Consider the following 25,454-nt stretch of genomic DNA (forward strand, 5'->3'; position numbering starts at 1 on the left):
AACAACCCCGATTAATTTCACAACATAGAACATAGAAGGACTGAATAAACCCGTGGCTCTTGATTATTACGGCATTCTCGGTGTGGGCAAAGACGCCAGCGACCAAGACATAAAAAAGGCTTATCGCAAGCTGGCGCGCAAATACCACCCTGATGTAAACCCGGGTGATGAAGAGGCCGCGGAGAAGTTCCGTGAGGCCTCCGTGGCCCAGGAAGTGCTACTTGACCCGCAAAAGCGCCAGATTGTGGACGCCGGCGGGGACCCACTTGACCGCTCCCAGGGCGGAATGCCCGGTGGCTTTGGCGGCGGCGGCCTGGGGGATATCTTTGCGGAGTTCTTTGGCGGCGGCGGCGCCGGGCCCCGGGGCCCGAAGTCCCGCGTTCAGCCCGGCCAGGACGCACTGCTGCGCACCCGGATTACGCTGGAAGACGCCTTTGCTGGGGTGAAAAAGACCATCACGGTGGACACCGCCGTGTTGTGTGAACGCTGCCATGGAGATGGCTCCGCTAACGGGGAAAAGCCCGTGACTTGCCAGCAGTGCGGCGGCGCCGGGGAAGTCCAGTCCGTACAGCGTTCTTTCCTGGGCAACGTGATGACTTCGCACCAGTGCCCCAACTGCCGCGGGTATGGGGAAATCATTCAGGACCCTTGTTCCCACTGTGGTGGGGACGGCCGCGTGAAAAAGCGCCGCGACTTGACCGTGAATATCCCCGCCGGGATTGGCGACGGCATGCGGATCCGCATGGGCTCCCAGGGTGAGGTAGGCCACGGCGGCGGCCCGGCCGGTGACCTTTACGTGGAGGTCCATACCCAAGCGCACAAGATTTTCGAGCGCGAGGGTGATGACCTGCACCTAACCGTGCGGGTTCCCATGGTGGACGCCGCGTTAGGTTCCAAGGTCAGCATGACTCACCTGGACGGCAGTGAGCTGGAGTTAGAGATTGCCCCCGGCACGCAGCCTGGGCAGTCCATCACGCTGCAAGGCCAGGGCATGGCCCGTTTGCGCCGGGAAGGCCGCGGCAACTTGTACGCCCACGTGGATGTCCAGGTTCCCACGTCCCTAGACCGCAAGACCCGCGAGCTGCTGGAGCAGGTGCGCGAGCGTTCCGATGCCGTCACGGCCATCCATGACGGGCAGACCGAGGAGGCCTCCGTGTTTGACCGCCTGCGCAACAGGTTCCGTATCTAATGAGCCTGCCGGTTTTCTTGCACCCGGATTTGAGCGCGGCCGCGCCGGGTTCCTCCGTTGCCATTGATGGCGCGGAGGGCCGCCACGCGGTGACTGTTAAGCGTGTGCAGCCGGGCCAGCAGGTGGCGTTGGTGGATCCGGAGGGCTTCCGCGCGGAGGTCACGGTGACCGATGTCCAGGGCAAGGACCTGTTGGTGGGAACGGTGGGGGCTATAGCTCAGGTCCCGGAGCCGGACCCACGGGTGGTGGTTATCCAGGCCATCCCCAAGTCCGAGCGCGCGGAGCTGGCCGTGGATTTGGCCACTCAGGCCGGGGCGGACGAAATCATTGCGTGGCAGGCTGACCGCTGCGTGGCCAAGTGGGATGGCAAGAAGGCCCATAAGGCTGTGGCCAAGTGGCAGGCGGCGGCTACTGCTGCGGCTAAGCAGTCCCGCCGCCCGCGCGTTCCTAGGGTCAGCGGGCCGTTGAGCACCGCCCAGGTGGCCCAGCTCATTGGCAACGGCAATCCCGGCGCAACCACGGCCCCAGGCCCAGCCCCTGCCACCGCCTTCGTCTTGCATGAGGAGGGCCAAACCTCCCTGAAAGACGTTCCCCAGGATCAACTTCGCGGCACTATTTACTTGTTGATTGGCCCGGAAGGCGGGATTGGACCCGAAGAACTTCAGCGCTTGGGGGCAACTGCCGTTAGGCTGGGGCCGGAGGTGCTCCGAACGGCGTCGGCAGCCATGGTTGCACTGGCCGTCCTAGGTGTGCGAACAAACCGCTGGTAGATTGGAAAATTGTGTCTGTAATAACTGAGAAAATCAAGGTGGATTCCGCCTATATCGCCACCGTGTTGGGCACGGCGGATGAGAACCTGCGCGTGCTCAACAACTTAATTGACGCGGACTTATTCGCGCGCGGCACCACTGTCACGGTCACGGGCCCTGATTTTGAGGTTGCCCGCGCGGCAAAGGTGCTCGAGGAACTTGAGGCCATTGCGCGGCGCGGTCACGCGATTAGCACCGATACCGTCAAGCACACCGTGGACATGGTGGCCGTTGAGGCCCCGCAGTCTGTGTCCGCCGCGTTGGCGGCGGACATTGTGCGCCGCCGGGGCAAGACCGTGCGCCCTAAGACGGTGGGCCAATCCCAGTACGTCCAGGCCATCGATGACCACACGGTGGTCTTTGGCATAGGCCCGGCTGGGTCTGGCAAGACTTACCTGGCGGTGGCTAAGGCGGTCCAGGCGCTGCAAAATAAGCAGGTAAGCCGGATTATCTTAACCCGCCCGGCGGTGGAGGCAGGGGAGCGTCTGGGATTTTTGCCGGGCACCTTAAATGACAAGATTGACCCTTACCTGCGCCCGCTTTATGACGCGCTGCGCGACATGTTAGACCCGGAGATGATCCCTAAGCTCATGGACGCCGGGATAATTGAGGTAGCCCCGCTGGCGTATATGCGCGGGCGCACCCTCAATGACGCTTTTGTGATTTTGGATGAGGCCCAAAACACCACCCCGGCGCAGATGAAGATGTTTTTGACCCGCCTGGGCTTTGGCTCCAAGGTTGTGGTCACCGGTGACATCAGCCAGGTGGACTTGCCGCGTGGCCAGGTCTCCGGCCTGCGGCTAGTGCGTGAAATCCTGGACGGGGTTGAAGACATGTACTTTGCTGACTTGGGCTCCCAGGACGTGGTGCGCCACCAGCTGGTGGGCCGGATTGTTAGTGCTTACGATAGGTTTGACGCCAAGCATGAGGCCGCCGCGCAACGGGAAGGAAAATAAATGGCTATTGAGTTCATCAATGAATCCGGCAACGCTTCCTTGAATGAGGAAATGCTCATTGACGTGGCCTCCTACGCGCTACGCGCCATGGATGTTAACCCGGATGTGGAGTGTTCTATCTCTGCGGTGGAAGAAGACGTCATAGCGGATTTGCATGTGCGCTGGATGGACCTGGAAGGCCCCACTGACGTGATGAGCTTTCCCATGGATGAACTCACCCCGGGGGCTATGGGTTCTAGGCCCGACGCCCCGGATTTTGGGCCCGCCATGTTGGGCGATATCGTGCTGTGCCCCGACTTTGCCCAAAAGCAGGCCGACGCCGCCGGGCATTCCTTAAGCCACGAGCTGGCCTTGCTTACCGTCCACGGTTGCCTACACCTGCTGGGTTATGACCACGGCACTCCGGCCGAGGAAAAGGAGATGTTTGGCCTACAGAACGAGCTTTTGGCCAACTGGTATGACGACCTGAAGCAGCGCGGAGTTAAGTTTCAGCCCAAGCCCACTGGCCCCAAGGCTTTTCCCGATGCCGCCGAGCGCGCCGCGCTGGACAAGATTGTCCCCGGTGGTGGCGTGCCCGCCATCGCCGAACCCCGTAAGGCGCAGCCGGAGGACTAGCCATCCCGCTCGCCGGTCAACCAGCCATCCGGAGGCGCACCTTCCCCGGAAACGTGTAATTGCCGGGAGAATCCGGGCATAATGGGAAGTCATGAACATTCTTTCCATTCAGTCCCACGTTGCATTTGGCCACGTGGGCAATTCTGCGGCAGTCTTTCCCCTCCAACGCGCCGGGCATGAGGTCTGGCCCGTCCACACGGTGAACTTTTCCAATCACACCGGTTACGGGGATTGGGGCGGGCCGCTTATTCCGGCGGAGCAGGTAACTGAGATAGTCGATGGGATTGAGCGCCGTGGCGCCTTCCCGCGTATTGACGCGATTTTGTCCGGCTACCAGGGCGGGCCGGATATCGCAGGGGCCATTGTGGACGCGGTTGAGCGCATCAAGGAGGTGAACCCGGACGCGCTTTACGCGTGCGACCCGGTGATGGGCAACGCTAAGTCTGGGTGCTTTGTCTCAGAGGCCATCCCGCCGCTGCTGCGCGAGAAGGTGGTGCCGGTAGCCGATATCATCACGCCTAACCAGTTTGAGCTGGGGTATCTCACCGGCGCGGAAACTGGGACGCTGGAGCAGACCTTGGCGGCCGCGGAAAAGGCTCAGGCGATGGGACCAAGCGTGGTACTAGTTACCTCAGTCTCCCGGCCGGAGACCCCGGAGGACACCCTGGAAATGCTGGCGGTGGACGGCCCTGACGCGTACCTGGTGGCCACCCCACGCCTGCCGTTCAAGCGCAACGGTTCCGGTGATGTTACCGCTGCTTTGTTTACCGGCCACTATGCCCGCACGCGGGACGCGCGTTCGGCGCTTGCGGCCACGGCGTCTTCGGTGTGGGACTTGTTAGACCTCACGCACCGGGAAGGCGCTGCGGAGCTGGAACTAATCAAGGCCCAGGATTTCTTTGCTCATCCGCGCCTACAATTTGCGGTCACTAAGGTCTAAAATCCCCGGTGAAACCGGCGTGAAGACCGAAAATCTGGCGCGTAGGGGGTAGTATCTAGTCTTGATGACTAAAGATTTCTTTGATTCCGCTTTCGCGGACCTGCCTGATGACGCAGCTGCCACCCCGACCCCGCACGATTATCGCCAGTTTGAGGACGTCCCGGACGGCTTCCGCTCCGGGTTCGTGTCCTTTGTGGGCCGGCCTAATTCCGGTAAGTCCACGCTCACCAACGCGCTGGTAGGGCAGAAGATTGCCATTACCGCCAACCAGCCGGAAACCACGCGCCACCCCATTCGTGGTTTGGTGCACCGCCCGGACGCCCAGATTGTGGTCGTGGATACCCCGGGCCTGCACCGGCCGCGGACTCTTTTGGGTGAGCGCCTCAATGACATTGTCAAGGACACGTACGCGGATGTTGACGTGATTGGTTTGACCATCCCGGCTGATGAGAAACTTGGCCCTGGTGACCGCTGGATTCTAGACAACGTGCGCAAGGTGGTCCCTAACACCAAGATCATTGGGATTGTGACCAAGCTGGATAAGGCCGGCAAGGATCAGATTGGTGCCCAGCTCATTGAGCTGCATTCTTTGCTCAGCGAGCAGGATGACAACGCGGTGGTCATTCCGGTCTCCGCTAAGGAAGGGGTGCAGCTGGAGGAGCTTGTGGAGGAAATCAAGCTCGCGCTGCCGGAGGGCCCTAAGTTCTACCCGGATGGCCACGTGACAGACGAGCAGGAAGAAAAGCGAATCGCGGAGCTTATCCGCGAGGCCGCGTTGGCGGGGCTCAAAGATGAGCTCCCGCATTCCGTTGCCGTGGAGATCGATGAGATGTTGCCGGATCCAGAGCGCAAGGGCGTGCTCAATATCCACGCCATCATGTACTTGGAGCGCCCCGGCCAGCAGCGGATTATTGAGGGCAAGGATGGTCGCCGTTTCACGCGGATTGTGGGCACTGCCCGCAAAGAAATCATGGCCTTGTTGGACCGCAATGTCTTCCTTGATCTGCGTATCAAGGTGTTAAAGAACTGGCAGCAGGATCCTAAGCACCTGGGCCGCTTGGGCTTCTAGGGTCCGTGGCTAGGCCAACGGTTCATGATCGCGCGGTGGTCATCCGGTCTTATGACTTTGGGGAGGCTGACCGCGTTATCGTGTTGCTCACGCGCAACCATGGCCTGGTTAGGGGGGTTGCCAAGGGTGTGCGGCGCGCCAAGTCTCGCTTTGGCTCGCGCCTGCAGCCTTTTGTGGATCTGGATGTCATGCTTTATCCGGGGCGCAGTCTGTTTACCATTACGCAGGCAGATACCGTGGGTTACTTTGGCGCGGCCATTATTGATGATTATGAGCGCTACGCTGCGGCGTGCGCGGTGCTGGAAACCGCAGAGCGCCTAGCCCAGGCCGGAAATGATGAAGACCCCTTCTTCTACCACGCCATTGTTGCGGCGCTGGAAAAGCTGCAAACCGGTGACCCCAACCAGATTGTGGACGCGTTTATTCTGCAGGCTTTGACCCATTCGGGCTGGGCTCCTAGTCTTTTTGATTGCGCCCAGTGCGGCAAACCGGGGCCCCATCATGCCTTTCATCCGGCGGTGGGTGGGGCGGTGTGTCACTTGTGCCGGCCACCGGGGGCAGCGGAGGTGGACCCGGAGACCCTTCACCACTTGTGGTTGATTGCGCACGGGCATGCTTCTTCTCCTACGCCGTCGCAGGCGGCGGAGGCTCACCGGCTGACGCGCGCCCACTTGCAGTGGCACGTGGAGCGCAAGGTTACCGCGCTTTACGTCATGGATCAGTAGTATTAGATCCGTGATTACGCCAGACCCAAACAGAGTTCTTAATCCGCCCGCTATCCCCAAGGAGTTCATTCCTCGCCATGTGGCGTTGGTGATGGACGGCAATGGGCGCTGGGCGCAGGAGCGCGGCATGGAGCGCACGGAGGGCCACAAGCGCGGTGAGGCGGTCTTGTTGGAGATTGTGGACGCGTGCTTGGCCATGGGCATTCCGTATTTGTCTGCGTACGCCTTTTCCACGGAGAACTGGCGCCGCCGCCCGGCGGAGGTGCGCTTTTTAATGGGCTTTAACCGTGATGTGCTGCGCCGCCAGCGGGAGTGGCTTAATGAACGCGGGGTGAAGGTGGTGTGGGTCGGACGCCGTCCCAGGTTGTGGCGCTCGGTTATTAAGGAACTAGAAACCGCTCAGGAGCTGACAAAGAACAACACGCGGATGACCCTTGCTATGTGTGTTAATTACGGCGGTAGGGCAGAGGTTGTCGATGCCGTCCGGGATATCGCCGCCAAAGCCGCTTCCGGTGAACTTTCCCCGCAGTCTATTTCTGAAAAGACTATCTCCCAGTTCCTCTACGATCCGCAGATGCCGGACGTGGATTTGTTCTTGCGGCCCTCGGGGGAAAAGCGTACGTCCAACTTCTTGTTGTGGCAGTCCGCGTACGCGGAGATGGTTTATCAAGACAAGCTGTTCCCGGATTTCACGCCGGAAGATCTTTTTGCTGCGGTGGAAGAATACGCCCGGCGCGACCGCCGCTTTGGCGGCACAAAGTAGGGTTTCTTGAACCACCCGCGCGCCTGGAAGTCTTCGGGCGCGGCGGTGGTGCGCGGCTGCGGTGACCCAGTGACGCGGTGACCCAGTGACGCGGGTAACCCAGTGACGCGGTGGCGGCACCAAAAACAAGTAGACGAGTCCCCAAACCTACTTAGGTTTGGGGACTCGTCCGCAACATCTGCGCTCAGGGCCCTTCCTGGCCTTCACATCTACGTTAAAACGCAGGATAATGACCAGGCGCTTTGGCGGAAACAGGCCGGCTGCTTGCCTGGAAGGCTAGGACTTGGGTGCGGTCTTGAGCTTGGTCTGGCAGCTACCGCAGACACCAAAGATTTCCGCGTCATGGCCGGTGAGCTCAAATCCGTGCTGCTCAGAGATGCTTTTTGCCCACTCCTCGATGGGGCCGCCATCAACTTCCTCCGTGCGCCCGCAGCGAATACACACCAGGTGGTGGTGATGGTGGAGGGAGTCGCAGTGGCGGTACAGGGTTTCGCCGCTGGGCATGTGGAGTGCGTCAACGGCGTCAATCTCAGAAAGGGATTGGAGGGTACGGTAAACCGTGGTCAGGCCTACCTTCGCCTCCTTAACCTGGAGGGCATTGTAGATGTCTTTCGCAGAGGCAAAGTTATCAAAGTCGCGCAAAACTTTGATGACCGCGGTGCGTTGCCGGGTGTTCCGTGCTCCTAGCTTAGGAATTTTCTGCTGCATGAAGTAGAGATTACCTTAAATATCCCTAGTAAGCGGGGAGAAGTGGTGGCCTAACTTCTAAGAGTTGAGCTCCTCATGCAGCTTGGAGGCGGTTTGGATGAGCTTTATAGCCTTGGGCGTGGACAAAGTGTAGATAACTTCGCGGCCGGAGCGCTCTGACTGTACCAGCCCTGAAGACTTCAGTACGCGCAAGTGCTGGCTAATCAGGGGTTGTGATTTTTCCAATTTGGAAACCAGCTCATGGACAAAGTGCCCGCGTTCAGCGAGCAAAACGAGGATGCGTAGACGCAAAGGTGAATCAAGTGAGCTGAAAAGGATTTCGGCTGCATCTAGTTCGGTGGGGGTTGGGGCAATGCTAGGCATTAGTGTGTCCTCTCTAAATCAGTGTTAATAGCTAGTGTAGCGCAGGCTATTTCAAAAAACCCACGGTAATAGCTGGGAGTTGGCTGATTACCAAATAAATTTTTCATGTGCAGTCTTCTTTTCGAAAATGCCAGGTAGACAAGTCTCCCAATTCGAAAATATTTTCTTGGTGGGAAGTCTGTCAAATCGTGAGCATTTTAGCCGAGGTAAATATGTCCCCAGCGTGCCTTTGGCTACGTGCTCACGCTAGGATAGAAGACGCATTTACTGTACATCTCGCGGGTCTTTGGATTGCAATCGGAGATCCGCGAGTTCGAATTACTTCCGAGGAGTCTTTTAATCTCATGGCATCTGTCATTGATACCGTAGTAAACCTGTGTAAGCGCCGTGGACTGGTCTACCAAGCTGGTGAAATCTACGGCGGCTCCCGCTCCGCTTGGGACTACGGCCCGCTAGGCGTAGAGCTGAAAGAAAACATCAAGCGTCAGTGGTGGCGCCACATGGTGCAGTCCCGCGACGACGTTGTAGGTGTTGACACCTCCGTCATCCAGCCGCGCCAGGTGTGGGTGTCCTCCGGCCACGTTGAGGTATTCACGGACCCGCTGGTGGAGTCCCTCTACACTCACAAGCGCTACCGCGCGGACCACTTGCTAGAAGCCTATGAAGAAAAGCATGGCCACGCCCCAGAAAACGGTCTGGCTGACATCAATGACCCGGAAACCGGTCAGCCCGGCAATTGGACCGAACCCCGCGCTTTCTCCGGCTTGCTCAAGACCTACCTGGGCCCGGTGGATGACAAAGAAGGTTTGCACTACCTGCGCCCGGAGACGGCACAGGGTATCTTTGTGAACTTCAAAAATGTCTTGACCTCCGCGCGTATTAAGCCCCCGTTCGGTATCGCTAACATCGGCAAGTCTTTCCGCAATGAGATCACCCCGGGCAACTTCATCTTCCGCACCCGCGAGTTCGAGCAGATGGAGATGGAGTTCTTTGTCAAGCCTGGTGAGGATGAGCAGTGGCACCAATACTGGATTGATGACCGTTACAACTGGTACGTGGACTTGGGCATCAAGGAAGAAAACCTGCGCCTTTATGAGCACCCCAAGGAAAAGCTTTCCCACTACTCCAAGCGCACCGTGGACGTGGAATACGCCTTCGGTTTCACCGGCTCCAAGTGGGGTGAGCTAGAGGGCGTTGCCAACCGCACCGACTATGACCTGCGCGTGCATTCTGAAGGCTCTGGTGAGGACCTTAGCTACTTTGACCAGACCACCAACGAGCGTTGGATTCCTTACGTGATTGAGCCGGCCGCCGGCCTGGGCCGTTCCATGATGGCCTTCCTGGTGGACGCCTATGATGAGGAAGAGGTTCCCAACGCCAAGGGTGGCGTGGACAAGCGCGTGGTTCTGCGCCTGGACCGCCGCTTGGCACCAGTCAAGGTTGCTGTGCTGCCCTTGTCGAAGAAGGAAGAGCTGTCCACCCCGGCCCGTGAGCTGGCCGCCAAGCTGCGCAAGCTGTGGAACGTGGAGTTTGACGCCTCTGGCGCCATTGGCCGCCGTTACCGCCGCCAGGATGAAATTGGTACTCCGTTCTGCGTCACCGTGGACTTTGACACCTTGGAGGACAACGCCGTGACGGTGCGCGAGCGCGACACCATGGAGCAAGAGCGCGTCAAGCTTGACGAGCTAGAGGCTTACCTGGCCGCCCGTCTGGCGGGCTGCTAATGCACTACACCAGCTGGGACCGCAGTAAGGTCGAGGAACCGGTGTTGCTCATCGAGGACGGTCCGGAGGACCTAGCCGTCTTTGGTCAGGACGTAGCCTCCGTGGGACAAGAGTCCTGGAGCCTGGACGTCAGGGACCAGGAAGGTGCCACCGCCACTTCGTCCACGGGCGCGGTCTACAGCCTTCCGGGCAACTTTGGCCGGGATAAGCGCCTGCACGCCAACGTCAACGGTACCGGGTACGTCTTTGTCAACGAGACCGGCGCCGAGTGGATAATTGATGATGAGGCCAGTCAGAAGGTTGCCCAGTTTTGCGGCAAAAATTCCGGGGTGCGCAAGGCCATCCTGGAATTTGAGGGCCAGGCCAGCATCCCCACTGACCACATCGTGGCGCTTAGCTGGTTTGCGCGCCTCGTCTTGGAAGAAAAGGTAGAAAAATCCTCAACAGCGGTCATAGTCTCTTTGGTTCTGGCGTCAATAGTGGCCCTGCTGGCCTTTTTTGTCTAGGACTCACCCCGGTAGTTAGCATCCAGGTAGTTAGCAATGAGCAGTGAAGTGTGGACGTGGCGGGACAACGTCTTGTTAGACCCCCAGGGGCGTGAGGTTGCGCTGTTTCGTTCCGGGGTCATCCACATGGGGATCCACCACATCTTGACTGAAATTCAGCGTTCAGAGATGAAGCTGGCCATTGCCGCTACTACCTCGAAGGGGGAGGTCTTCTCCTTGGCCCAGGACGGCTTTTCCATTGGCCGCCTCTCCGCCAATTGCGGGGGCCGCCGCTACCGGCTTGACCGCGTGCACCGTTTCCGCCGCGAACGCCTGCTCAAAGATTCAGAAGGCCACGCTTTTGCCCGGACCTGCCCGGCGGGGGCTAGCCTGGAGGTGTTTGATCACCCCCAGGACTGCGCCGTCCCGGATCTCGATTTCATATTCTTGACCTGGGCCTGCAAGGAAGCCGATAACCCCACGCGGCTCTACACCTAGAAGGCGCTACCGCGCGAGCCCCCGCCGCCGCCACCGAAGCCGCCCCCACCAAAACCTCCGCCACCGAAGCCCCCGCCAAAGCCACCGCCGTAGGAACGGCGGCCGCCACCCAGCATCTGGCCTATGACCATGCCGGTGATGACGTTGCCGGCGGCATTGGACATTTGCTGGCGCTGCTGCCGGCGGCGGTAGTTGTCAATGTCATCTTGCGCGCGGCGCTGCGCGGTTTGTGCTGCGAGTACCGCGTCACGGGCGTATTCCACTGCCTGGCGGGTGTCGCGGTCGCGGGCCTGGAGGGCCTGGGCGTGCAGCCGCTTGGAGTCCGCCAGGGCGGTGCGGGCTGAGGCCCCAATGAGCCGGCCGCGGGAAGCAATGAGGTCTTCTGCGGCTTGGATGGTGGTTTCTGCTACCCCGATTTGCTGGCTAAACATGTGCAGTTGCTGCGCGTGGGTGTGGGTGGTGTGACGGAGCTGGTCCAACGCGGCGTCTAATTCCGTGTCAATGTTGGTCAGCTCGGTGTGGTGGGTGAGGGGATCGGACTTCCCACCTTCGCGGGCGGCCTGGACGCCCGTGGACGCGGTGGCAAGCAGCTGCTCTAGCCGCCCCCAGTCTGCTTTGGTGCCTTGGGCGGCGCCTTGGGCTTCCAGCTGGCGGGCTTCGGCGATTTCGCCTTCCACTTCCTCGATGAGCGCGGGCAGGAGAGACTTGGCTTCCATGATGTTGCTGCGGGCGTTTTCTACGCCGTTGAGGAGGCGGTCTGCGACGTCTATGGCGTGCTCGGTGTCCCGGATGGCGGCTACTAGTCCACCTTGTTGCCCGGCGGGTTTGCTGGCCAGCTCCCTGGCAATGCCTAGGGATTTTTCCGCCTCACTAACAGAAACGGTGGCCATCTCGGGGTTGTCAGCCACGGAGCGCAGCATGGCTTCGTCGAATTCTTGGTGGAGTTTGGCCACGGTTTCCTCGGCTCGCGGCAGGCGGGCGCGGACGTCAATGGTTTGCTGGGTGAGTTGGTCTAGGCGTTGCGGGGCCATCACTAGGAGGTTGCGCATGTCTGCGAATTCGGCTGCCTTGGCGTCCAGGGCGTCGTCTGCCTGGCCGCAGGAGGAGATGATGTTAACCAGGAGCTGCCGGCGCTGTTGTTCGCCCATGGCGTGGCCTTGGGTTTCTAGCTGTTGTTTCATAGCAAACGCCCGCTGCAGGGTGGTCCGCGAGTGGTTCATGGCGGCGGTGAACTGGCGGGTGCGCTCTGGTCCGAATTCCGCGATGGCTATGTCTAGTTCTTCTTTGCCGCGGCGGATTGATTCATCGGTGGACACTAGTTCCTCAGCGGCTAGTTTTTCGAGGGTGTCGGTGCTCTGGCGGCTAAGCGCGTTGGTGTTGCCGGGCTCAATGGCGCGGGCGTTAGACACAGCAATGGCGCGGTCTTTTTTACCTTTGCGTTTGGTGGCTGCCCAGATTCCGCCGCCGGCTACGGCTACCGCGGCGGCACCGGCGCCTAGCCACAGTGCCCCGCCTTGGTCACCTTCCCCGCTCGCGCCGCTGTTACCGGCGCTGCCACGGTTTCCGGATAGTGCGGATTTTACGGCGGCATTAGCACCCGCGAACCACTCCGATGCCCCCAGATCCGGCAACGCCGCTTCTGTCAGCGTGTCTTCATCCCCGGAGCGGAAGTCTTCACCAACAGCCACGCCTAGCTGGCGCTGCGTGGTGTCTATGACCACTGCGCCCACGTTGGTGCCGCGGGTGTCCCGGATTTGCTCCGCATAGGCCACCGCCCCACCGGGCGCTGTGTCTATGGTCACGATGTAGAGCAGGTCACCGGTATTTTGCTGTAGTTGGGTGATTTTTTCTTCGAGCTGGGCGGCCTGGGAGCTGCTGAAGACCCCGGCGCCGTCTGTTACTTTGGCGGTTACCGTGCTGGCGTCTTGGGCCAGGACGTGAATTTGTGTGGCATAGGCTGGCGCTCCCGTTGCCAGTCCAAGGAAGAGCGCCGCGATAGCCGCGCGACCGTAATGGCTTAGCCGTCCAAAATTTGTCATAAGCCCTAGAATACCTACTAATGAAACAACCAGTCATTATTTTGGGTGCCGCGCAGTGTGACGGGCGTTTATCACGGACGCTGCGGGCGCGGCTGGATCAGGCAGTGAAACTCCACCGGCGGGATCCTTCCACCTGGTTTATCACCGTGGGCGGCAACCAGCCGGGGGATAGGTTCACCGAGGCAGGCGTTGCCCGGGATTTCCTGGTTGCTAGGGGAGTAGACCCGTCTCAGGTCATTGCCGTTGAACGCGGCGTTGATACGCGCACCTCGCTCGAAGCTGTGGTGGCGGCCCACCCGGGGATAGACGGCAGCAACCGGGTACGGGTGGTCACCGACCGGATTCACGGCCCGCGCACGCAGGCCATTGCCCGTGCCGTGGGCCTGCGCGCCCGCGTCATCCCCGCGCAGGGCAGTCCCACCCGTTTCCCCAAGCCCACGTGGTGGCGCTCCCTTGCCCATGAGCTGGGCGGATTAATCTTCCTGGCCGCGCAACGGTGGCTTCCCGCCCCGGCTGCGTGGCGGGTGCGCAGCGGTTTGTATGCGGTGGAGGCTGTCATCCGGCCATCGTGGCGCGGCCGGCATGAGCGTTTGCAGCAGTAAACACGGGCGCTTGCAGCAGTAAACACGGGCGTTTGCAGCAGTAAACACGGATTTTACTTGGCTGACACCGGGCAAATGGTTAAATGCCTTACTTGACTAAGGTCTACAATGTGGGGCAAATGTATCAATACCAAGAAGTAGATTTTGCCCGCCGCTACCAAGAACCCGGTAAGGGCAGCCAGTTGGAAGCAGAAAACCAGGACCGGGATGCCTTTGCGCGTGACCGGGACCGCGTGCTGCATTCTGCGGCGCTGCGCCGGTTGGCGGATAAAACCCAGGTGGTGGGCCCGCGTGATGGGGACACCCCGCGCACCAGGCTCACCCATTCCTTGGAGGTGGGGCAGATTGGCCGGGGAATTGCCCAGGGCTTGGGTCTGAACCAAGACCTGGTGGACATGGCGGGGCTAACCCACGATATCGGCCATCCGCCTTACGGACACAACGGGGAAAATGCCCTCAATGAGGTTGCCCAGCACGGCTTTGAGGGCAACGCGCAGACCTTGAGAATCTTGGCCCGCTTGGAGCCTAAGGTGGTTGCTGAGCAAGACGGCAACCTTATTAGCTACGGCCTTAACCTCACCCGGGCTAGCCTGGACGCCGCGTGTAAGTACCCGTGGGTCAAGACTAACCCCGACGGTAGTACCAACCGGAAGTACGGGGCCTATGATGAGGACGCGGAGCTGCTGGCTTGGATAAGAAAAGGCCATCACACTACCGCCAAGTGTATTGAGGCACAGGTCATGGACTGGTCTGATGACGTGGCCTATAGCGTCCACGACGTGGAGGACGGCATTATCTCCCGGCGCATTTCGCTGGGCGTCTTGTGGGATCTGGTTGAGCTGGCCACCCTGGCGGAAAAGGGGGCGCGCGCCTTTGGCGGTACCGCCGATGAACTCCTCGAAGCTGCGGATTCCCTCCGCCGCTTGGACGTTATCAACGATATCGGCCCGTTTGATTACTCCTTGCGTTCTTATACCACCCTCAAGAAGATGACCTCTGAGCTGGTGGGCCGCTACGTGGGCGCTACCGTTTCCGCAACCAGGGAGGCCAACGCGGAACTTATTGCCCGTGGGCAGCTAGGCAGAACCCAAGGCACCCTGGCCGTGCCGCCCACCGCAGTAGCAGAGGTGAAGCTGCTGAAGACTATTGCCGTGCTCTACGTCATGGATGAGCCTGCGCACCTGAAGCGCCAAGACCGGCAGCGGGAGCGTATCTACCGGGTGTACGACTATCTGGTGGCCGGCGCGCCGGGCTCACTGGACGCGATGTTTGCCGGGTGGTGGCGCGAAGCAGATGATGACCGCCAGCGCGACCGGGTCATTATTGACCAGATTGCCTCCATGACCGAGTCCCGCTTGGAACGCCTTGCAGAGCGCGCCGCAGCATTCTCACCTTTCCTCGACTAACGACAAGCCCCGGCAAACGCAAAAGCCGTCAAGCAAGCCCCGGCAACGTGGGCAGTGGCTTCTCAGAGGGGCTAGAGACTCCGCCCCCAAGCGTACAATCCGGTCAATTTAGGCTCTCGGGAATCAACAAACGCTGTGGTTTCGTTGTAACGTGTGACTATGGCAAGAGGAAGAATTCCCCAAAGTGACATCGAGGCTATTCGTGAGCGTGCAGCCATTGATGAAATTGTGGGCGAGTACGTGCAGCTAAAGCCTGCTGGCTATGACTCTATGAAGGGGCTTTCTCCTTTCAAAGATGAGCGCACCCCTTCCTTTCACGTGCGCCCTCAGCACGGGTATTTTCACTGTTTTTCCACCGGCATGGGTGGAGACGTGTTCAAGTTCCTCATGGAGTTGGAGCAGCTGAGTTTTCCCGAGGCGGTGGAGGCCGTGGCGCAGAAAATTGGCTATCAAATCAACTACCAGGGCAGCTCTACTGGGCAGCGGGATGAGAAACCCGGGCTAAGGCAGCGCCTTATTCAGGCCAACAAGGAAGCCCATAAGTTCTACCGGCAGCAGTTAGAAACGCCGGAGGCTGCGCCCGCGCGGGATTTCTTGCTGGACAGGGGTTTTTCCAAGGATATTATCTACGCCTTTGAGTGTGGTTATGCCCCGGAGGGCTGGGATACGCTGACCAAGTACCTGCTGCGTATGGGCTTTGATTATGAGGAACTGGAGCAAGCTGGCCTGTCTAAGATGGGCACGCGCGGCCCCATAGATATGTTTCACCGCCGCCTGCTGTGGCCCATTAAGGACATGTCTAGCAATGTTATTGGCTTTGGTGCCCGCAAACTCTTTGATGATGACAACATGGGCAAGTATATGAACACCCGTGAGACCATGCTTTACAAGAAGAACAAGGTCTTATTTGGACTGGATTTGGCAAAGAAGAACATTGCGGACTCCCATCAGACGGTGGTGGTGGAGGGCTACACGGATGTTATGGCCATGTACGCCGCCGGCGTGAAGACTGCTGTGGCTTCTTGTGGCACGGCTTTTGGTGATGAGCATTTGCAGCTAATCCGCCGGTTGATGTTGGATGATTCCTATTTTAGCGGTGAGCTTATCTACACCTTTGACGGTGATGAGGCTGGGCAAAAAGCGGCCATGCGCGCTTTCCAGGGGGAGCAGAAGTTTACGGGTCAGTCCTTTGTGGCCACCGCCCCTGATGGAATGGATCCGTGCGATTTGCGTCTCAAGCGCGGTGACGCTGCCGTGCGGGAGCTTGTAGCCAGCCGGATTCCCATGTTTGAGTTTGTCATCCAGTCTCTCATTGAGAATTACTCTATTGACACCGCAGAGGGGCGTCTACAGGCCTTGCGCCGGGCCGTTCCTGTGGTGGCGGATATCCGGGACAAACCGCTGCGGGACGCTTATTCGCGTCAGCTGGCTAGCTGGGTGGGGTGGCCGGACCCGATTGAGGTTCTGGATATGGTGGAAAAGCAGCGGCAGGCACCGAGGAAACCGGAGCGTAAGTACCGCAAGTTCGAGGCCTCTAAGCAGCCACCCCAGCAAGACGCGCCTATGTTCCATGTGCCGGATCCTAAATCTGCACCTCTATGGCCACAACGTGAAGCGCTTAAGCTGGCTTTGCAGTTCCCTGAGGCTGCCGGGGCCTACTTTGACGGTATTACCGCTGACGCCTTCACCAATGAGGCCTATCGAACTGTCCGGCGCGCGATTGGGGACCAAGGCGGGGTAGTGCGCGGTGCCAGTATGAAGGCGGTGGATTGGATTGCTGCGGTAACTGATGAGATGAGGGATTTGACTGCCCGCAACTTTGTCTCCGAGCTGGCTGTGGAGCGCATCATTCCTGCGGACAACGGTCAGGCGGGGATGCCGGAATACGCCGATGCCGTCCTATCCCGCCTCCAAGAAGGCCGGGTAGGAGATCAGGTGGCGCAGCTTAAAGCCCGCCTGGGGCGCATGCGCCCTTCTGATGACCAGGAAACCTACAACTCTTTGTTTAGCGATCTGATGGCGCTAGAGCAAGCCCGCAGAGAGCTCAAAGACCGAGCTTTCCGGGGGCAGCAGCGTTAAGAGTTTTAGTCTTGGTCGGGCTCGTAGATACGGTCTGTACTACGACGCCGGCCACGGCCCACGTCCTTGATTTCCTTCATGCGTGGTTCCGGGTCTAGCTTGCTGGCTACAGTCTTGCGAGCTGCGCTGACGGCTTTCTTGGTTACTGGGGAGTTAACTACTTTCCCGTAGCCGTCCTTGAGCTGGTGGTAGCGCTTGCGCCCGGCTTTGGTGCCAAAGACGTATCCGGCAGCTGCACCTACAACAAATTGAATCACGTGGTTGGCTCTCCATCTAATTAAAATTGGGGTCAAAATTCTAGTGCCCCAGCATACCCAAGTCTGAAGTTTCTTTCTCAAACTTTTTCCGGCGTAGACCGGGCACGCACCTAGAAAGTCCGATACCCTTATCTGCAGAGCCGCTAGACCTTTCACATGAGGGTCCGTTGGCTCCCCGGGTCATTTCCCAACCTTATTCACCCAACCCTTCCTCTAAACTTCCACCACTGGTTACTATTCCTTTACCCTAGGTTAATCATATGTTGCTATCAGAATCCTCACGCCTTCGTTACCTCCTATCCACCGTTGTCGCTGCCAGCTTGGTTGGCTCGGGAACAACCGCTGCCCAAGCCCTACCGCTTACGGTCCCATATTTGCGGGAGCCGGTCACAGGCCAAGTTATTGGTACCGCCCCGAAGTTATATCCGGGCGCGCCGGTCCCAGAGCCCTTCACTACTGACTACCTTGGGGGATATATTTCTGATGTTTCCTCCTATGATTTTGGTGTCTATTGGGAGGTGGTTCGGCTCTTTGACTCTCTCAAAGGCCAACACCCTGAGATCATGCGCGCTAACTTGGATAAAGCCATAGCCATCAACAATGCTGCGGCCGCGGATCCTGAACTCATCCGCCGCGCCCAGGAGGATGCGGCGGCGGACAAAGAAGGCGTTATGGAAGCTATCTCCGACGCCATGGGGCCGGAACTAGGCCAAGCCTTCCGCGCCGCGCTGGCTGATAACAGATTGCCTAAGACCCAGTACCTCCTGGGCAACGGTTACGCCGCCCGTGCCGGGGGATTGGCTAGTTCAACTTTCCCGGAAAAGTACTATTTCCAGTACCGCCGGCCTTACCAGGTAGCTCCGGCGCACGTTAAGCGGTACCCGGTGGCCGGTAAAGACTTGTACCCAACGTCTCCTTCCTTCCCATCTGGGCACACCAATCAAGCGGTGTGGATTACCACGCTGCTTGCGTTCATGCTCCCTGAGGTAGCGCCTCAGTTGGTGTTCCGGGGTGCCCAGTCCGGGCACTCCCGGGTGGTAATGGGCGTTCATTACCCACTAGACGTGGTTGGTGGGCGCATGACTGGCCAGGCCGCCGCTGCTGACCGCCTCAACGACCCCCGTATGCGTGACGCCCTTCATCAGGCATCCGTGGAAATCAGGAAAGAAATCAAGTGGCGTACCGGTAAAGATGTGGGGGAGTTGGCGGCCACGGAAATTCCCTACATCACGGCTAAACAAGCGGCCCAAGAATACTCTGAGTACCTGGGCTACGGTTTTACCCCGACCTACCACCTGGACGCCCCTATGGTGGTGCCCAAAGCAGCACCTGTGCTGTTAGAGGCAGCCTTCCCTGAACTGACCTGGCAACAACGCGAGGAATTGCTGCGTATCACGGCAGCGCCCGCCGGGCACCCCCTCGACTGGCAAGGCCCCGGGGGCTCATGGCAGAGAATCAACCTGGTTAAAGCACTAACCTCCAAGGTTGAGGTAACCAGCAACCGTTCTCTTAGGGTCACCTGACCTACAGAAAACTTTTATACGTGATTAAATGATGATAGACAAACACTCTTAAGGAGACCCGTGTTGAAGCCCAAGATAATGACCGTCTACGGCACCCGCCCGGAGGCTATTAAGGTAGCGCCGGTAATTAAAGCGCTAGAAAAAGACGATAGGTTTGAGACGGTAGTTGTCTCCACTGGACAGCATAAAGAGATGCTGGCGCAGGTCAACAAAATGTTTGGTATTGAGCCGGACCACGACCTGGAACTTATGAAGCCCGGCCAGCAATTAAATGATTTGGTTGCACGTGCTATCGCTGGTCTGGACAAGATTATCGCCGAAGAAAAACCTGATGCGATCATCTCTCAAGGAGATACCTCCACCGCTATGGCGGCGGCGTTGGCAGGATTTCATCGTGGCGTGAAAATCATCCACCTTGAAGCAGGCTTGCGGACTGGCGATATCCATTCTCCATTCCCCGAGGAAGCAAACCGCAAAATCATCGGTCAAGTTACCGAGCTCCATCTAGCTCCTACCCAGGGAGCGAAGGATAACCTTCTCCGCGAAAATTTCCGTGAGCGAGACGTGGTTATCACCGGCAATTCAGTTATCGACGCACTATTGGAAGCAGCTAGTTGGGATACTGAGTTTGCAGATCCGCGCTTAGAAGCCGCAGCTGATTCAGACAACCGCATGGTAGTGGTAACTACTCACCGGCGCGAGAATATCGATGCCATGAAGGAAATTGGTGGCGCTGTTCAGGATTTGGCTAGCGCATACCCTGACATCAACTTCGTTCTTCCGTTGCATCTGAACCCGTTGGTTCGGCAAGCAGTATTGCCTGCCGTCGAAAACTTTGACAACGTTATCATCACGGATCCGCAGCCGTACGATCAATTTACCCAGTTGCTCAAGCGTGCAACTCTGGTATTGACGGATTCTGGTGGAGTTCAGGAAGAAGCACCAGCACTGGGTAAACCTGTCCTGGTGATGAGGAAGAATACTGAACGTCCCGAAGCCGTTGTATCCGGTACAGTCAAACTAGTCGGAACAGACCGTGATCTTATTGTCGCGGAATCAAAGCTTCTCCTGGACGATGAAGCTGCTTACCAGGCTATGGCAAATGCCGTTAACCCCTACGGTGACGGAAAGGCTGCCAAGCGCTCCACGTCCGCTATCGCGGATATGTTTGGACTAGGGAACAGGGAGGACGATTTCACCCCGGGGATTTAGGGATACCATCATCTAATTCCATACCGGGGGAAGATCCACCGGCCAATACTTGCAACCCCAATCCCCACTATTTTCCGAAGAGCCACTTAATCCTCGTGGGGCTGCCTCGGAATGGACAGTCAACAAGCTCAACTTCCGGGCGGTCTTTGACGTAGGCCTGGCTATGGCACAGTCCGTATTTCTGAGGGGGTATCACCTACTCAATAGTGAAAACAGCGGGCTCATCTTCCCAGTCGAAGTCAAGGCCTCTTACGTCCTTGAAGCCCACCATCTCATGGACGATTTTGCTATAACCAATGGCGGTGGGTTTCGTAGTATTTTCTTTGTTCACAAACTGAAATTATACGAAACCCACCACCAGTTTTTCAGCACCCTCCAGCAGGGGGTCAGAAACCCCAGATCCCACCCATTTCCGAAGATCCCTTTTAGCCCTAGAATTCGGGGTATTAACAAATAACCCCGAAGACCAAGAGTTTTGATCTTCGGGGGAATTGCTCCTCCAACTGGGCTCGAACCAGTGACCCTTCGATTAACAGTCGAATGCTCTGCCAACTGAGCTATGGAGGAAAGGTCAAGAGAGACCGTGCGAGGTCTTCCCTTCAACGTTTAGATACTCTACTTGCACTCGACTCAATCGGCAAATCGGCTGGTAGTCAAACGTTTTGTCGGTTACTAGCGGCGCGAAAAGGGCTGAGTTTATTTCGGCAATCAGGCATCCCTGTTTGGTATTTGAAATATGAGGTTGAAAGGTGTTGAATGATGGGAAGGTTTAAGGTTTGTGTACGCTTGTACTCAGGCGTTTCCTCATTTCGGGAGAAATAAATTCAACGGCAAGGAGATAGCTAGTGCATATATTAGTGATCTCTCAGTACTGGTTTCCGGAGAATGGCGTTCCACAGCGTCGGTGGACCTGGTTGGCGTCCTTGTTTCGCGTCCATGGTGCTGAAATTAGCGTGATTGCTCCACCTCCCCATTATCTACGGCGGCTTTCCGTGGCGGAGTGGCTCAAGTCGATTTTCCGAGGTCACAAGAAAGGTCATGAGACAGGGTCTTCTGGAGAACGAATCTTCAGAACTTTCTATCTTCCCACAGGTCAATCACTCACGGTTCGCGCTGTCAGCCAATTGGTAGCATCGGGAGCCGCGATTTGGACTGCTTTTTGGGTCCACAAAGTGGGCGGCGAGCGTGTGCCGGACGTGATAATAGGAACGGTACCGGCTCTGCCGACTGCCGTTGCCACTTTGCTAATTTCTAAACTTCTGAAGCGACCCTACTGGATCGACCTTAGGGATGCCTGGCCGGATCTCCTCTCCAACCGGTCGCGGTGGAATGAAAATCTTGGAAGGCTATCCGTACATGAAAAAATTTTTTCGAAGGGAATCGGTCAGGTGGTTAGCTATGTGACGGATTGGGTCCTGAATTGTGTTTTCTATAACGCGGAGGGTTTAATAGTCACCTCTAGCGAACTAGCAGCCACTTTAAAAAGCAAGAAACATAAGACTAGAAGTGGACACCATATTGTCACGATTAGGAATGTATTCCCGGTGCAATCCGATCTTCGTAGGGGGAGCTTACCACCGCGAGGGGAAAAGGGGCTGCACGTTCTTTACGCCGGAACTTTAGGGAGAGCACAGAATCTCGCAAATGCCGTTCGTGCAGCGGGTATCGCCAGAGATCATGGCTTTAAGGTCGAACTCAGGTTTGTCGGTGCAGGTGCCGCTAAAGAGTCGCTTGAAGAATTGGCTGCCGCTGAAGGGATCGAATCGCAGTTCGAGGTTAGAAAACCCGCTTCGCAGCTTGATGATCATTATCGTTGGGCAGATACCGCACTAGTGCACCTCACGGATTGGGAACCTTTGCGGCGAGCAGTGCCATCAAAAACATACGAGTTGATGGAAGTTGGCATTCACATTTCCGGAGTTGTGAGCGGTGAAGCGGCCTCTATCATTTTGGATAACAATGCAGGTCACGTGGTCTCTCCAGAATCACCGGAGGCTCTTGCCGCTCTTTGGGAGTATCTGATTGAGAATCCGGAGAAGCTCAAAATTGGCAATGGAGGTCGAACCTGGGTTGCTAGAGAACGGTCGGAGATTGCACCGGCGCTTGTTGAACGCTTGGTAAACGGGGTTTTTAGAATTGGTTCATAGCGTCTATCGAATCCGGCAAATCTGGCTTCTGCCATCCCTCATTTTCGCACTTTTACTCGAAGACTCCACTGGCTTTTGGTCGAAGTTAAAAAATCGGTTCGCCTGTCTCCAGTATGCGGCAACATTTTTTCCATCAAGAGACAATAGTAGCGATCAGGAAGTATCCAGGATGAACTACGAATTACCTGGCGAAATTTTGAAGAGTCGCGATCTTCCACTCGAAGCCGAACCGAGAGTTCTGTATTTTGCGACTAATTCATTGCCTCATTCTGTAGCTGGATATTCGATCCGCACGCAATCACTCTTGGAGGCGTTGGTATCAAACGGGATCGAAGCTAGATGTTGTACCCGGCTCGGCTATCCATTGTCCGTTGGGCGTTTTGCCTTCCGACAAGTTGAGGAAATCAACGGAGTTCGGTACTCGAGAATGCTCCCACTTTGGATGCCGCTCAAGAGAGCATCCCAGTTGAAACTGGCGGTCAAAATGCTCGTAAAGGAGGCGGAACGCTCGCGAGTAACGGTAATACATACAACGACCGATTATACTAATGCTTACATCGCCTCCCGAGCAGCAGATATCCTGGGTATTCCTTGGGTCTACGAGATACGTGGCGAGAGGCATAATACATGGCTTAGCGTACAATCTCCCAGCGGCTCTCCGACTGCGGCTGGCTATTACCCTTACGCAGTCGGCAAAGAACATGATGCAATCGAGAATGCGGCAGGTTTGGCGGTCCTAACTGTCGGCAAATTCGAATCGATAAGGGAAAAGTATCCCGATAAGAAGATTTGTTTGATCCCTAACGGTATATCTACGAAGTTGAAAAAGCCTGGACGGGACAGTTCCCCAATCGCTGTAGGTCGGACTAAAAGCCACCGGCTCCTGGTGGGAAGTATATCTAGTTTGGTCCCCTACGAGGGTTTCGAGACACTGATCCAGGCCCTGCCCTATCTTCCTGACTCTGTGGAAGCGATTTTAGTGGGCGAAGGCGTACACAGAAAGAAGCTCGAGAAAGAAGCACGTGATCTGGCGATTGCGGATCGGGTCACTTTTGTCGGGAGTCAAGACTACAGCCAAATAGATACTTGGTACGAGAAAATCGACATATTTGTTGTCCCACGGCTAGACAAGGAAGTTACTCGGAATATTGCCCCGATCAAACACTTACGCGCGATGCAGTTAGGGAAACCCGTAGTCGCTTCAGATCTTCCAGCTTTGGTCGAAGCTACAGGTGGGCTGGCATGTTATTTTCCGCCAGGGGATGCTAAAGCTTTGAGCGAAAAAATTCTGGGCTTGTGTAGAAATGAAATTGATTACGAATACGCAGAAATTCAGGATTGGATAAAAACCAGGACCTGGAATTCAAACGCATGTAAATTAGCACAGATGTATAGGTCTGAATAGTGCTGCTATGTGCGCCAGCGCCACTTTTCACTGGATTTGGCCGAAGATGGCACCGAGGGATAGGGGATTTACGATGAAAAATGCGGGAAAAAAGGTACTCAATAGTGTCAAGACCCGTGGTGTTAAAACCACTGCCAGGAAAATAGTTGGTAAGCTTCGGGGTTCGGATCCTGTTGAAAAAATTTTTCCAATAGATAATCTGCCCAAAAGCTATAGAGCCTCTCCCTTTAAGCGATTTCGAGTTGCGGTAATTATGGACGATTTTTCGAGAATCGCTTGGGGGGAAGAGTTCTCGGTCATCGCTATATCGCCGCAGATGTTCAGGGAGGAAATTACCTACGCGGATGGTTCCCCCAAAGTGGATTTCCTATTCGTGGAATCAGCGTGGAATGGGAACAACGGTAGGTGGCAGTACCATCTTTCCGGAGAAAATGCTCCATCTAAGGAATTGATGGAACTCATAGATTTCTGCAGATCTGCAAATATTCCAACGGCTTTCTGGGCTAAAGAGGACCCGCCCCACTACGACGATTTCGTATCCGTAGCAACATTGTTCGATCATGTATTTACGACGGCGGCCGAAAAACTTTCAGACTACACAGACCTTCCCGGAAGGCGTTCAGTATCTATTTTGCCTTTTGCTGCGCAGACTTCGGTTCACAACCCAATTAAACCGAGAAGCACTTACAGAAAAGATGACGTATGTTTCGCGGGTATGTACTTCGCGGAAAAATTCCCCGATCGGCAGGCGCAGATCGAAATACTCGTTTCCGGGGCAGCTGAGGCGGTAAAGGGTGATTCGACACGTCTCACTATTTTTTCCAGGTTTGAGGGTCACCACCAGAAGTATAATTTCCCCGCGAAATTCCAAAAATACGTCAGAAGGGGTATTCCGTATTCCCATATGCTCCTTGCTTACAAGAGGTATAAGGTTATCCTGAACGTAAACTCTGTGGTCTCGAGCAAGACTATGTGTTCGCGCCGAGTTTTTGAAGCGATAGCCAGTGGAGCAACGGTAGTTTCAACACCGACCCCCGCCCTGGAAAACCTATTCAAACATCACTGGCTCCCCCTAGCCGAAAACACTCACGATACGGCTCTACTAATTCGTGCGCTGCTGCGCTCAGATGAGTTGCGTGATAGAACGAATCATCTCCTTCAACGGCAGATTTGGAATGAACACACATACTCAGATCGAGCCCGAGACGTGGTTTTCAAGGTCCTGGGAGAATACGTCCCTTCGGTCACCGAAAGCTCGATTGTAAGCGTAATTACCTCTACCAACCGTCCTGAGCAGGTGGATCATATATTTGGCCAAGTCATGGGTCAAGAAGGTGTGAAGGTTGAATTCAATCTTCTTTGTCACGGTTTCAAACTAGATGAGAGGCACCAACTCTACCTCAAAGAAAAATTTCCAAATCTTAACTTTAATATAATCTATGGAGCGCCAAACCTCTCTCTCGGACAGTGTCTAAATAGACTGGTCGCAACGTCGACGGGAGACTTTATCGCGAAGATGGATGACGACGATATCTATGGTAGTCACTATCTCTCTGATTATCTCCATGCCTGGAGTTACAGTGGCGCAGACCTTCTTGGGAAGCAAGCGGTATATGTTTACCTGGAGGGTTATGGTGTAACCGTACTGAAAAGTCCCGAAAGGGAGAAAATTTGGACCGACTTCGTTGCTGGCCCCACGCTTTTTGGGCCTCGAAAGACTTTCGAGGACGTGCCTTTTCAAGATCGGACCCGGGGCGAAGATACTGCTTTTATATCGGATGTTTTACGTAAAGGTAAGAAACTGTTCTCATCCGACCGTTTTAACTTCGTCCAGGTTAGACATGACTCCAAACACACATGGGAGCTCGCCGACTTGGTTTTCCTGGCGAACAGCGATGTTAAAGCCTATGGCTCACTACTGAACCATATCAATTTCTAGA

At 56.7% G+C, this 25,454-nt stretch carries 24 protein-coding genes and 1 tRNA gene; 19 read left to right on the forward strand and 6 right to left on the reverse strand.

Going from position 1 to position 25,454, the window contains the following annotated elements; genetic code table 11:
* Positions 1–52 precede the first annotated feature (52 nt).
* From dnaJ to F4V58_RS03090, 8 genes are all read left to right on the forward strand, one after another.
* On the forward strand, positions 53–1,189 hold the full coding sequence (gene dnaJ / locus F4V58_RS03055; RefSeq protein ID WP_075733258.1) for a molecular chaperone DnaJ: 1,137 nt from the start codon (positions 53–55) through the stop codon (positions 1,187–1,189).
* On the forward strand, positions 1,189–1,959 hold the full coding sequence (locus F4V58_RS03060; protein WP_075733260.1) for a 16S rRNA (uracil(1498)-N(3))-methyltransferase: 771 nt from the start codon (positions 1,189–1,191) through the stop codon (positions 1,957–1,959). Before dnaJ ends, F4V58_RS03060 begins: the two co-directional genes overlap by 1 nt.
* Positions 1,960–1,970: 11 nt before the next feature.
* Positions 1,971–2,954, forward strand: coding sequence for a PhoH family protein (locus F4V58_RS03065; protein WP_075733262.1), 984 nt, complete (start codon positions 1,971–1,973; stop codon positions 2,952–2,954).
* Positions 2,955–3,569 carry an rRNA maturation RNase YbeY gene (gene ybeY / locus F4V58_RS03070; RefSeq protein WP_075733264.1) on the forward strand — a complete coding sequence of 205 codons (615 nt, stop codon included), beginning with the start codon at positions 2,955–2,957 and terminating at the stop codon, positions 3,567–3,569.
* Between the two features lie 91 nt (positions 3,570–3,660).
* Positions 3,661–4,509: a pyridoxal kinase PdxY gene (gene pdxY / locus F4V58_RS03075; protein WP_075733265.1), complete on the forward strand. Its 849-nt coding sequence runs from the start codon at positions 3,661–3,663 to the stop codon at positions 4,507–4,509.
* Positions 4,510–4,573: 64 nt separating this feature from the next.
* Positions 4,574–5,578 (forward strand): GTPase Era, encoded by a 1,005-nt coding sequence (gene era, locus F4V58_RS03080; RefSeq protein ID WP_075733267.1) that lies wholly within the window; start codon positions 4,574–4,576, stop codon positions 5,576–5,578.
* A gap of 5 nt (positions 5,579–5,583) precedes the next feature.
* A complete protein-coding gene (recO, locus tag F4V58_RS03085) occupies positions 5,584–6,303 on the forward strand; it encodes a DNA repair protein RecO (RefSeq protein WP_075733269.1) in 720 nt (239 codons plus the stop codon).
* A 10-nt stretch (positions 6,304–6,313) separates the two neighbouring features.
* On the forward strand, positions 6,314–7,066 hold the full coding sequence (locus F4V58_RS03090) for an isoprenyl transferase (RefSeq protein WP_075733271.1): 753 nt from the start codon (positions 6,314–6,316) through the stop codon (positions 7,064–7,066).
* A 276-nt stretch (positions 7,067–7,342) separates the two neighbouring features.
* On the opposite strand, the gene F4V58_RS03095 is transcribed toward F4V58_RS03090, so the two are convergent.
* Positions 7,343–7,774: a Fur family transcriptional regulator gene (locus tag F4V58_RS03095; protein WP_075733273.1), complete on the reverse strand. Its 432-nt coding sequence runs from the start codon at positions 7,772–7,774 to the stop codon at positions 7,343–7,345.
* Between the two features lie 57 nt (positions 7,775–7,831).
* The gene (locus tag F4V58_RS03100; protein ID WP_075733275.1) at positions 7,832–8,137 is read right to left on the reverse strand and encodes an ArsR/SmtB family transcription factor; all 306 of its coding nucleotides are present in this window, start codon (positions 8,135–8,137) and stop codon (positions 7,832–7,834) included.
* A gap of 344 nt (positions 8,138–8,481) precedes the next feature.
* Here F4V58_RS03100 and F4V58_RS03105 point away from each other — a divergent pair, with 344 nt between their 5' ends.
* The 3 genes from F4V58_RS03105 to F4V58_RS03115 are packed head-to-tail and all read left to right on the forward strand — an operon-like array spanning position 8,482 to position 10,844.
* Complete coding sequence (locus tag F4V58_RS03105) at positions 8,482–9,861, forward strand: glycine--tRNA ligase (RefSeq protein WP_075733277.1); 1,380 nt, start codon at positions 8,482–8,484, stop codon at positions 9,859–9,861.
* Positions 9,861–10,367, forward strand: a complete 507-nt coding sequence (locus tag F4V58_RS03110) for a hypothetical protein (protein WP_075733279.1) — start codon at positions 9,861–9,863, stop codon at positions 10,365–10,367. The genes F4V58_RS03105 and F4V58_RS03110 overlap by 1 nt, the downstream gene beginning before the upstream one ends.
* A gap of 36 nt (positions 10,368–10,403) precedes the next feature.
* Complete coding sequence (locus F4V58_RS03115; protein ID WP_075733281.1) at positions 10,404–10,844, forward strand: hypothetical protein; 441 nt, start codon at positions 10,404–10,406, stop codon at positions 10,842–10,844.
* On the opposite strand, the gene F4V58_RS03120 is transcribed toward F4V58_RS03115, so the two are convergent.
* Entirely contained in the window at positions 10,841–12,883 is a 2,043-nt protein-coding gene (locus F4V58_RS03120; RefSeq protein WP_075733283.1) for a TPM domain-containing protein, read from the reverse strand. The genes F4V58_RS03115 and F4V58_RS03120 overlap by 4 nt on opposite strands.
* A gap of 20 nt (positions 12,884–12,903) precedes the next feature.
* On the opposite strand from F4V58_RS03120, the gene F4V58_RS03125 reads away from it, so the two are divergent.
* The 3 genes from F4V58_RS03125 (at position 12,904) to dnaG (ending at position 16,970) form a co-directional block, all read left to right on the forward strand.
* A complete protein-coding gene (locus tag F4V58_RS03125) occupies positions 12,904–13,485 on the forward strand; it encodes a YdcF family protein (protein ID WP_075733285.1) in 582 nt (193 codons plus the stop codon).
* 119 nt (positions 13,486–13,604) lie between these two features.
* Positions 13,605–14,891, forward strand: coding sequence for a deoxyguanosinetriphosphate triphosphohydrolase (locus F4V58_RS03130; RefSeq protein ID WP_075736440.1), 1,287 nt, complete (start codon positions 13,605–13,607; stop codon positions 14,889–14,891).
* Between the two features lie 159 nt (positions 14,892–15,050).
* A complete protein-coding gene (gene dnaG / locus F4V58_RS03135; RefSeq protein WP_075736442.1) occupies positions 15,051–16,970 on the forward strand; it encodes a DNA primase in 1,920 nt (639 codons plus the stop codon).
* Between the two features lie 5 nt (positions 16,971–16,975).
* On the opposite strand, the gene F4V58_RS03140 is transcribed toward dnaG, so the two are convergent.
* Positions 16,976–17,227, reverse strand: a complete 252-nt coding sequence (locus tag F4V58_RS03140; protein WP_075733287.1) for a hypothetical protein — start codon at positions 17,225–17,227, stop codon at positions 16,976–16,978.
* A 260-nt stretch (positions 17,228–17,487) separates the two neighbouring features.
* Between F4V58_RS03140 and F4V58_RS03145 the strand changes: the two genes are divergently transcribed.
* Entirely contained in the window at positions 17,488–18,750 is a 1,263-nt protein-coding gene (locus F4V58_RS03145) for an acid phosphatase (RefSeq protein ID WP_075733289.1), read from the forward strand.
* Between the two features lie 60 nt (positions 18,751–18,810).
* On the forward strand, positions 18,811–19,962 hold the full coding sequence (gene wecB / locus F4V58_RS03150; RefSeq protein ID WP_075733291.1) for a non-hydrolyzing UDP-N-acetylglucosamine 2-epimerase: 1,152 nt from the start codon (positions 18,811–18,813) through the stop codon (positions 19,960–19,962).
* Between the two features lie 196 nt (positions 19,963–20,158).
* On the opposite strand, the gene F4V58_RS12960 is transcribed toward wecB, so the two are convergent.
* Together F4V58_RS12960 and F4V58_RS03155 are read right to left on the reverse strand one after the other, a co-directional pair.
* On the reverse strand, positions 20,159–20,293 hold the full coding sequence (locus tag F4V58_RS12960; RefSeq protein ID WP_281247311.1) for a hypothetical protein: 135 nt from the start codon (positions 20,291–20,293) through the stop codon (positions 20,159–20,161).
* A gap of 163 nt (positions 20,294–20,456) precedes the next feature.
* Positions 20,457–20,529: transfer RNA gene (locus tag F4V58_RS03155), tRNA-Asn, on the reverse strand.
* 278 nt (positions 20,530–20,807) lie between these two features.
* On the opposite strand from F4V58_RS03155, the gene F4V58_RS03160 reads away from it, so the two are divergent.
* From F4V58_RS03160 to F4V58_RS03170, 3 genes are all read left to right on the forward strand, one after another.
* A complete protein-coding gene (locus F4V58_RS03160; RefSeq protein ID WP_075733295.1) occupies positions 20,808–22,109 on the forward strand; it encodes a glycosyltransferase family 4 protein in 1,302 nt (433 codons plus the stop codon).
* Positions 22,110–22,278: 169 nt separating this feature from the next.
* The gene (locus tag F4V58_RS03165) at positions 22,279–23,514 is read left to right on the forward strand and encodes a glycosyltransferase family 4 protein (RefSeq protein WP_075733297.1); all 1,236 of its coding nucleotides are present in this window, start codon (positions 22,279–22,281) and stop codon (positions 23,512–23,514) included.
* 73 nt (positions 23,515–23,587) lie between these two features.
* On the forward strand, positions 23,588–25,453 hold the full coding sequence (locus F4V58_RS03170; RefSeq protein WP_245803025.1) for a glycosyltransferase family protein: 1,866 nt from the start codon (positions 23,588–23,590) through the stop codon (positions 25,451–25,453).
* Position 25,454: the final 1 nt, after the last annotated feature.

The organism is Corynebacterium phocae, assembly GCF_008693075.1.
Taxonomy (GTDB): Bacteria; Actinomycetota; Actinomycetes; order Mycobacteriales; family Mycobacteriaceae; genus Corynebacterium; species Corynebacterium phocae.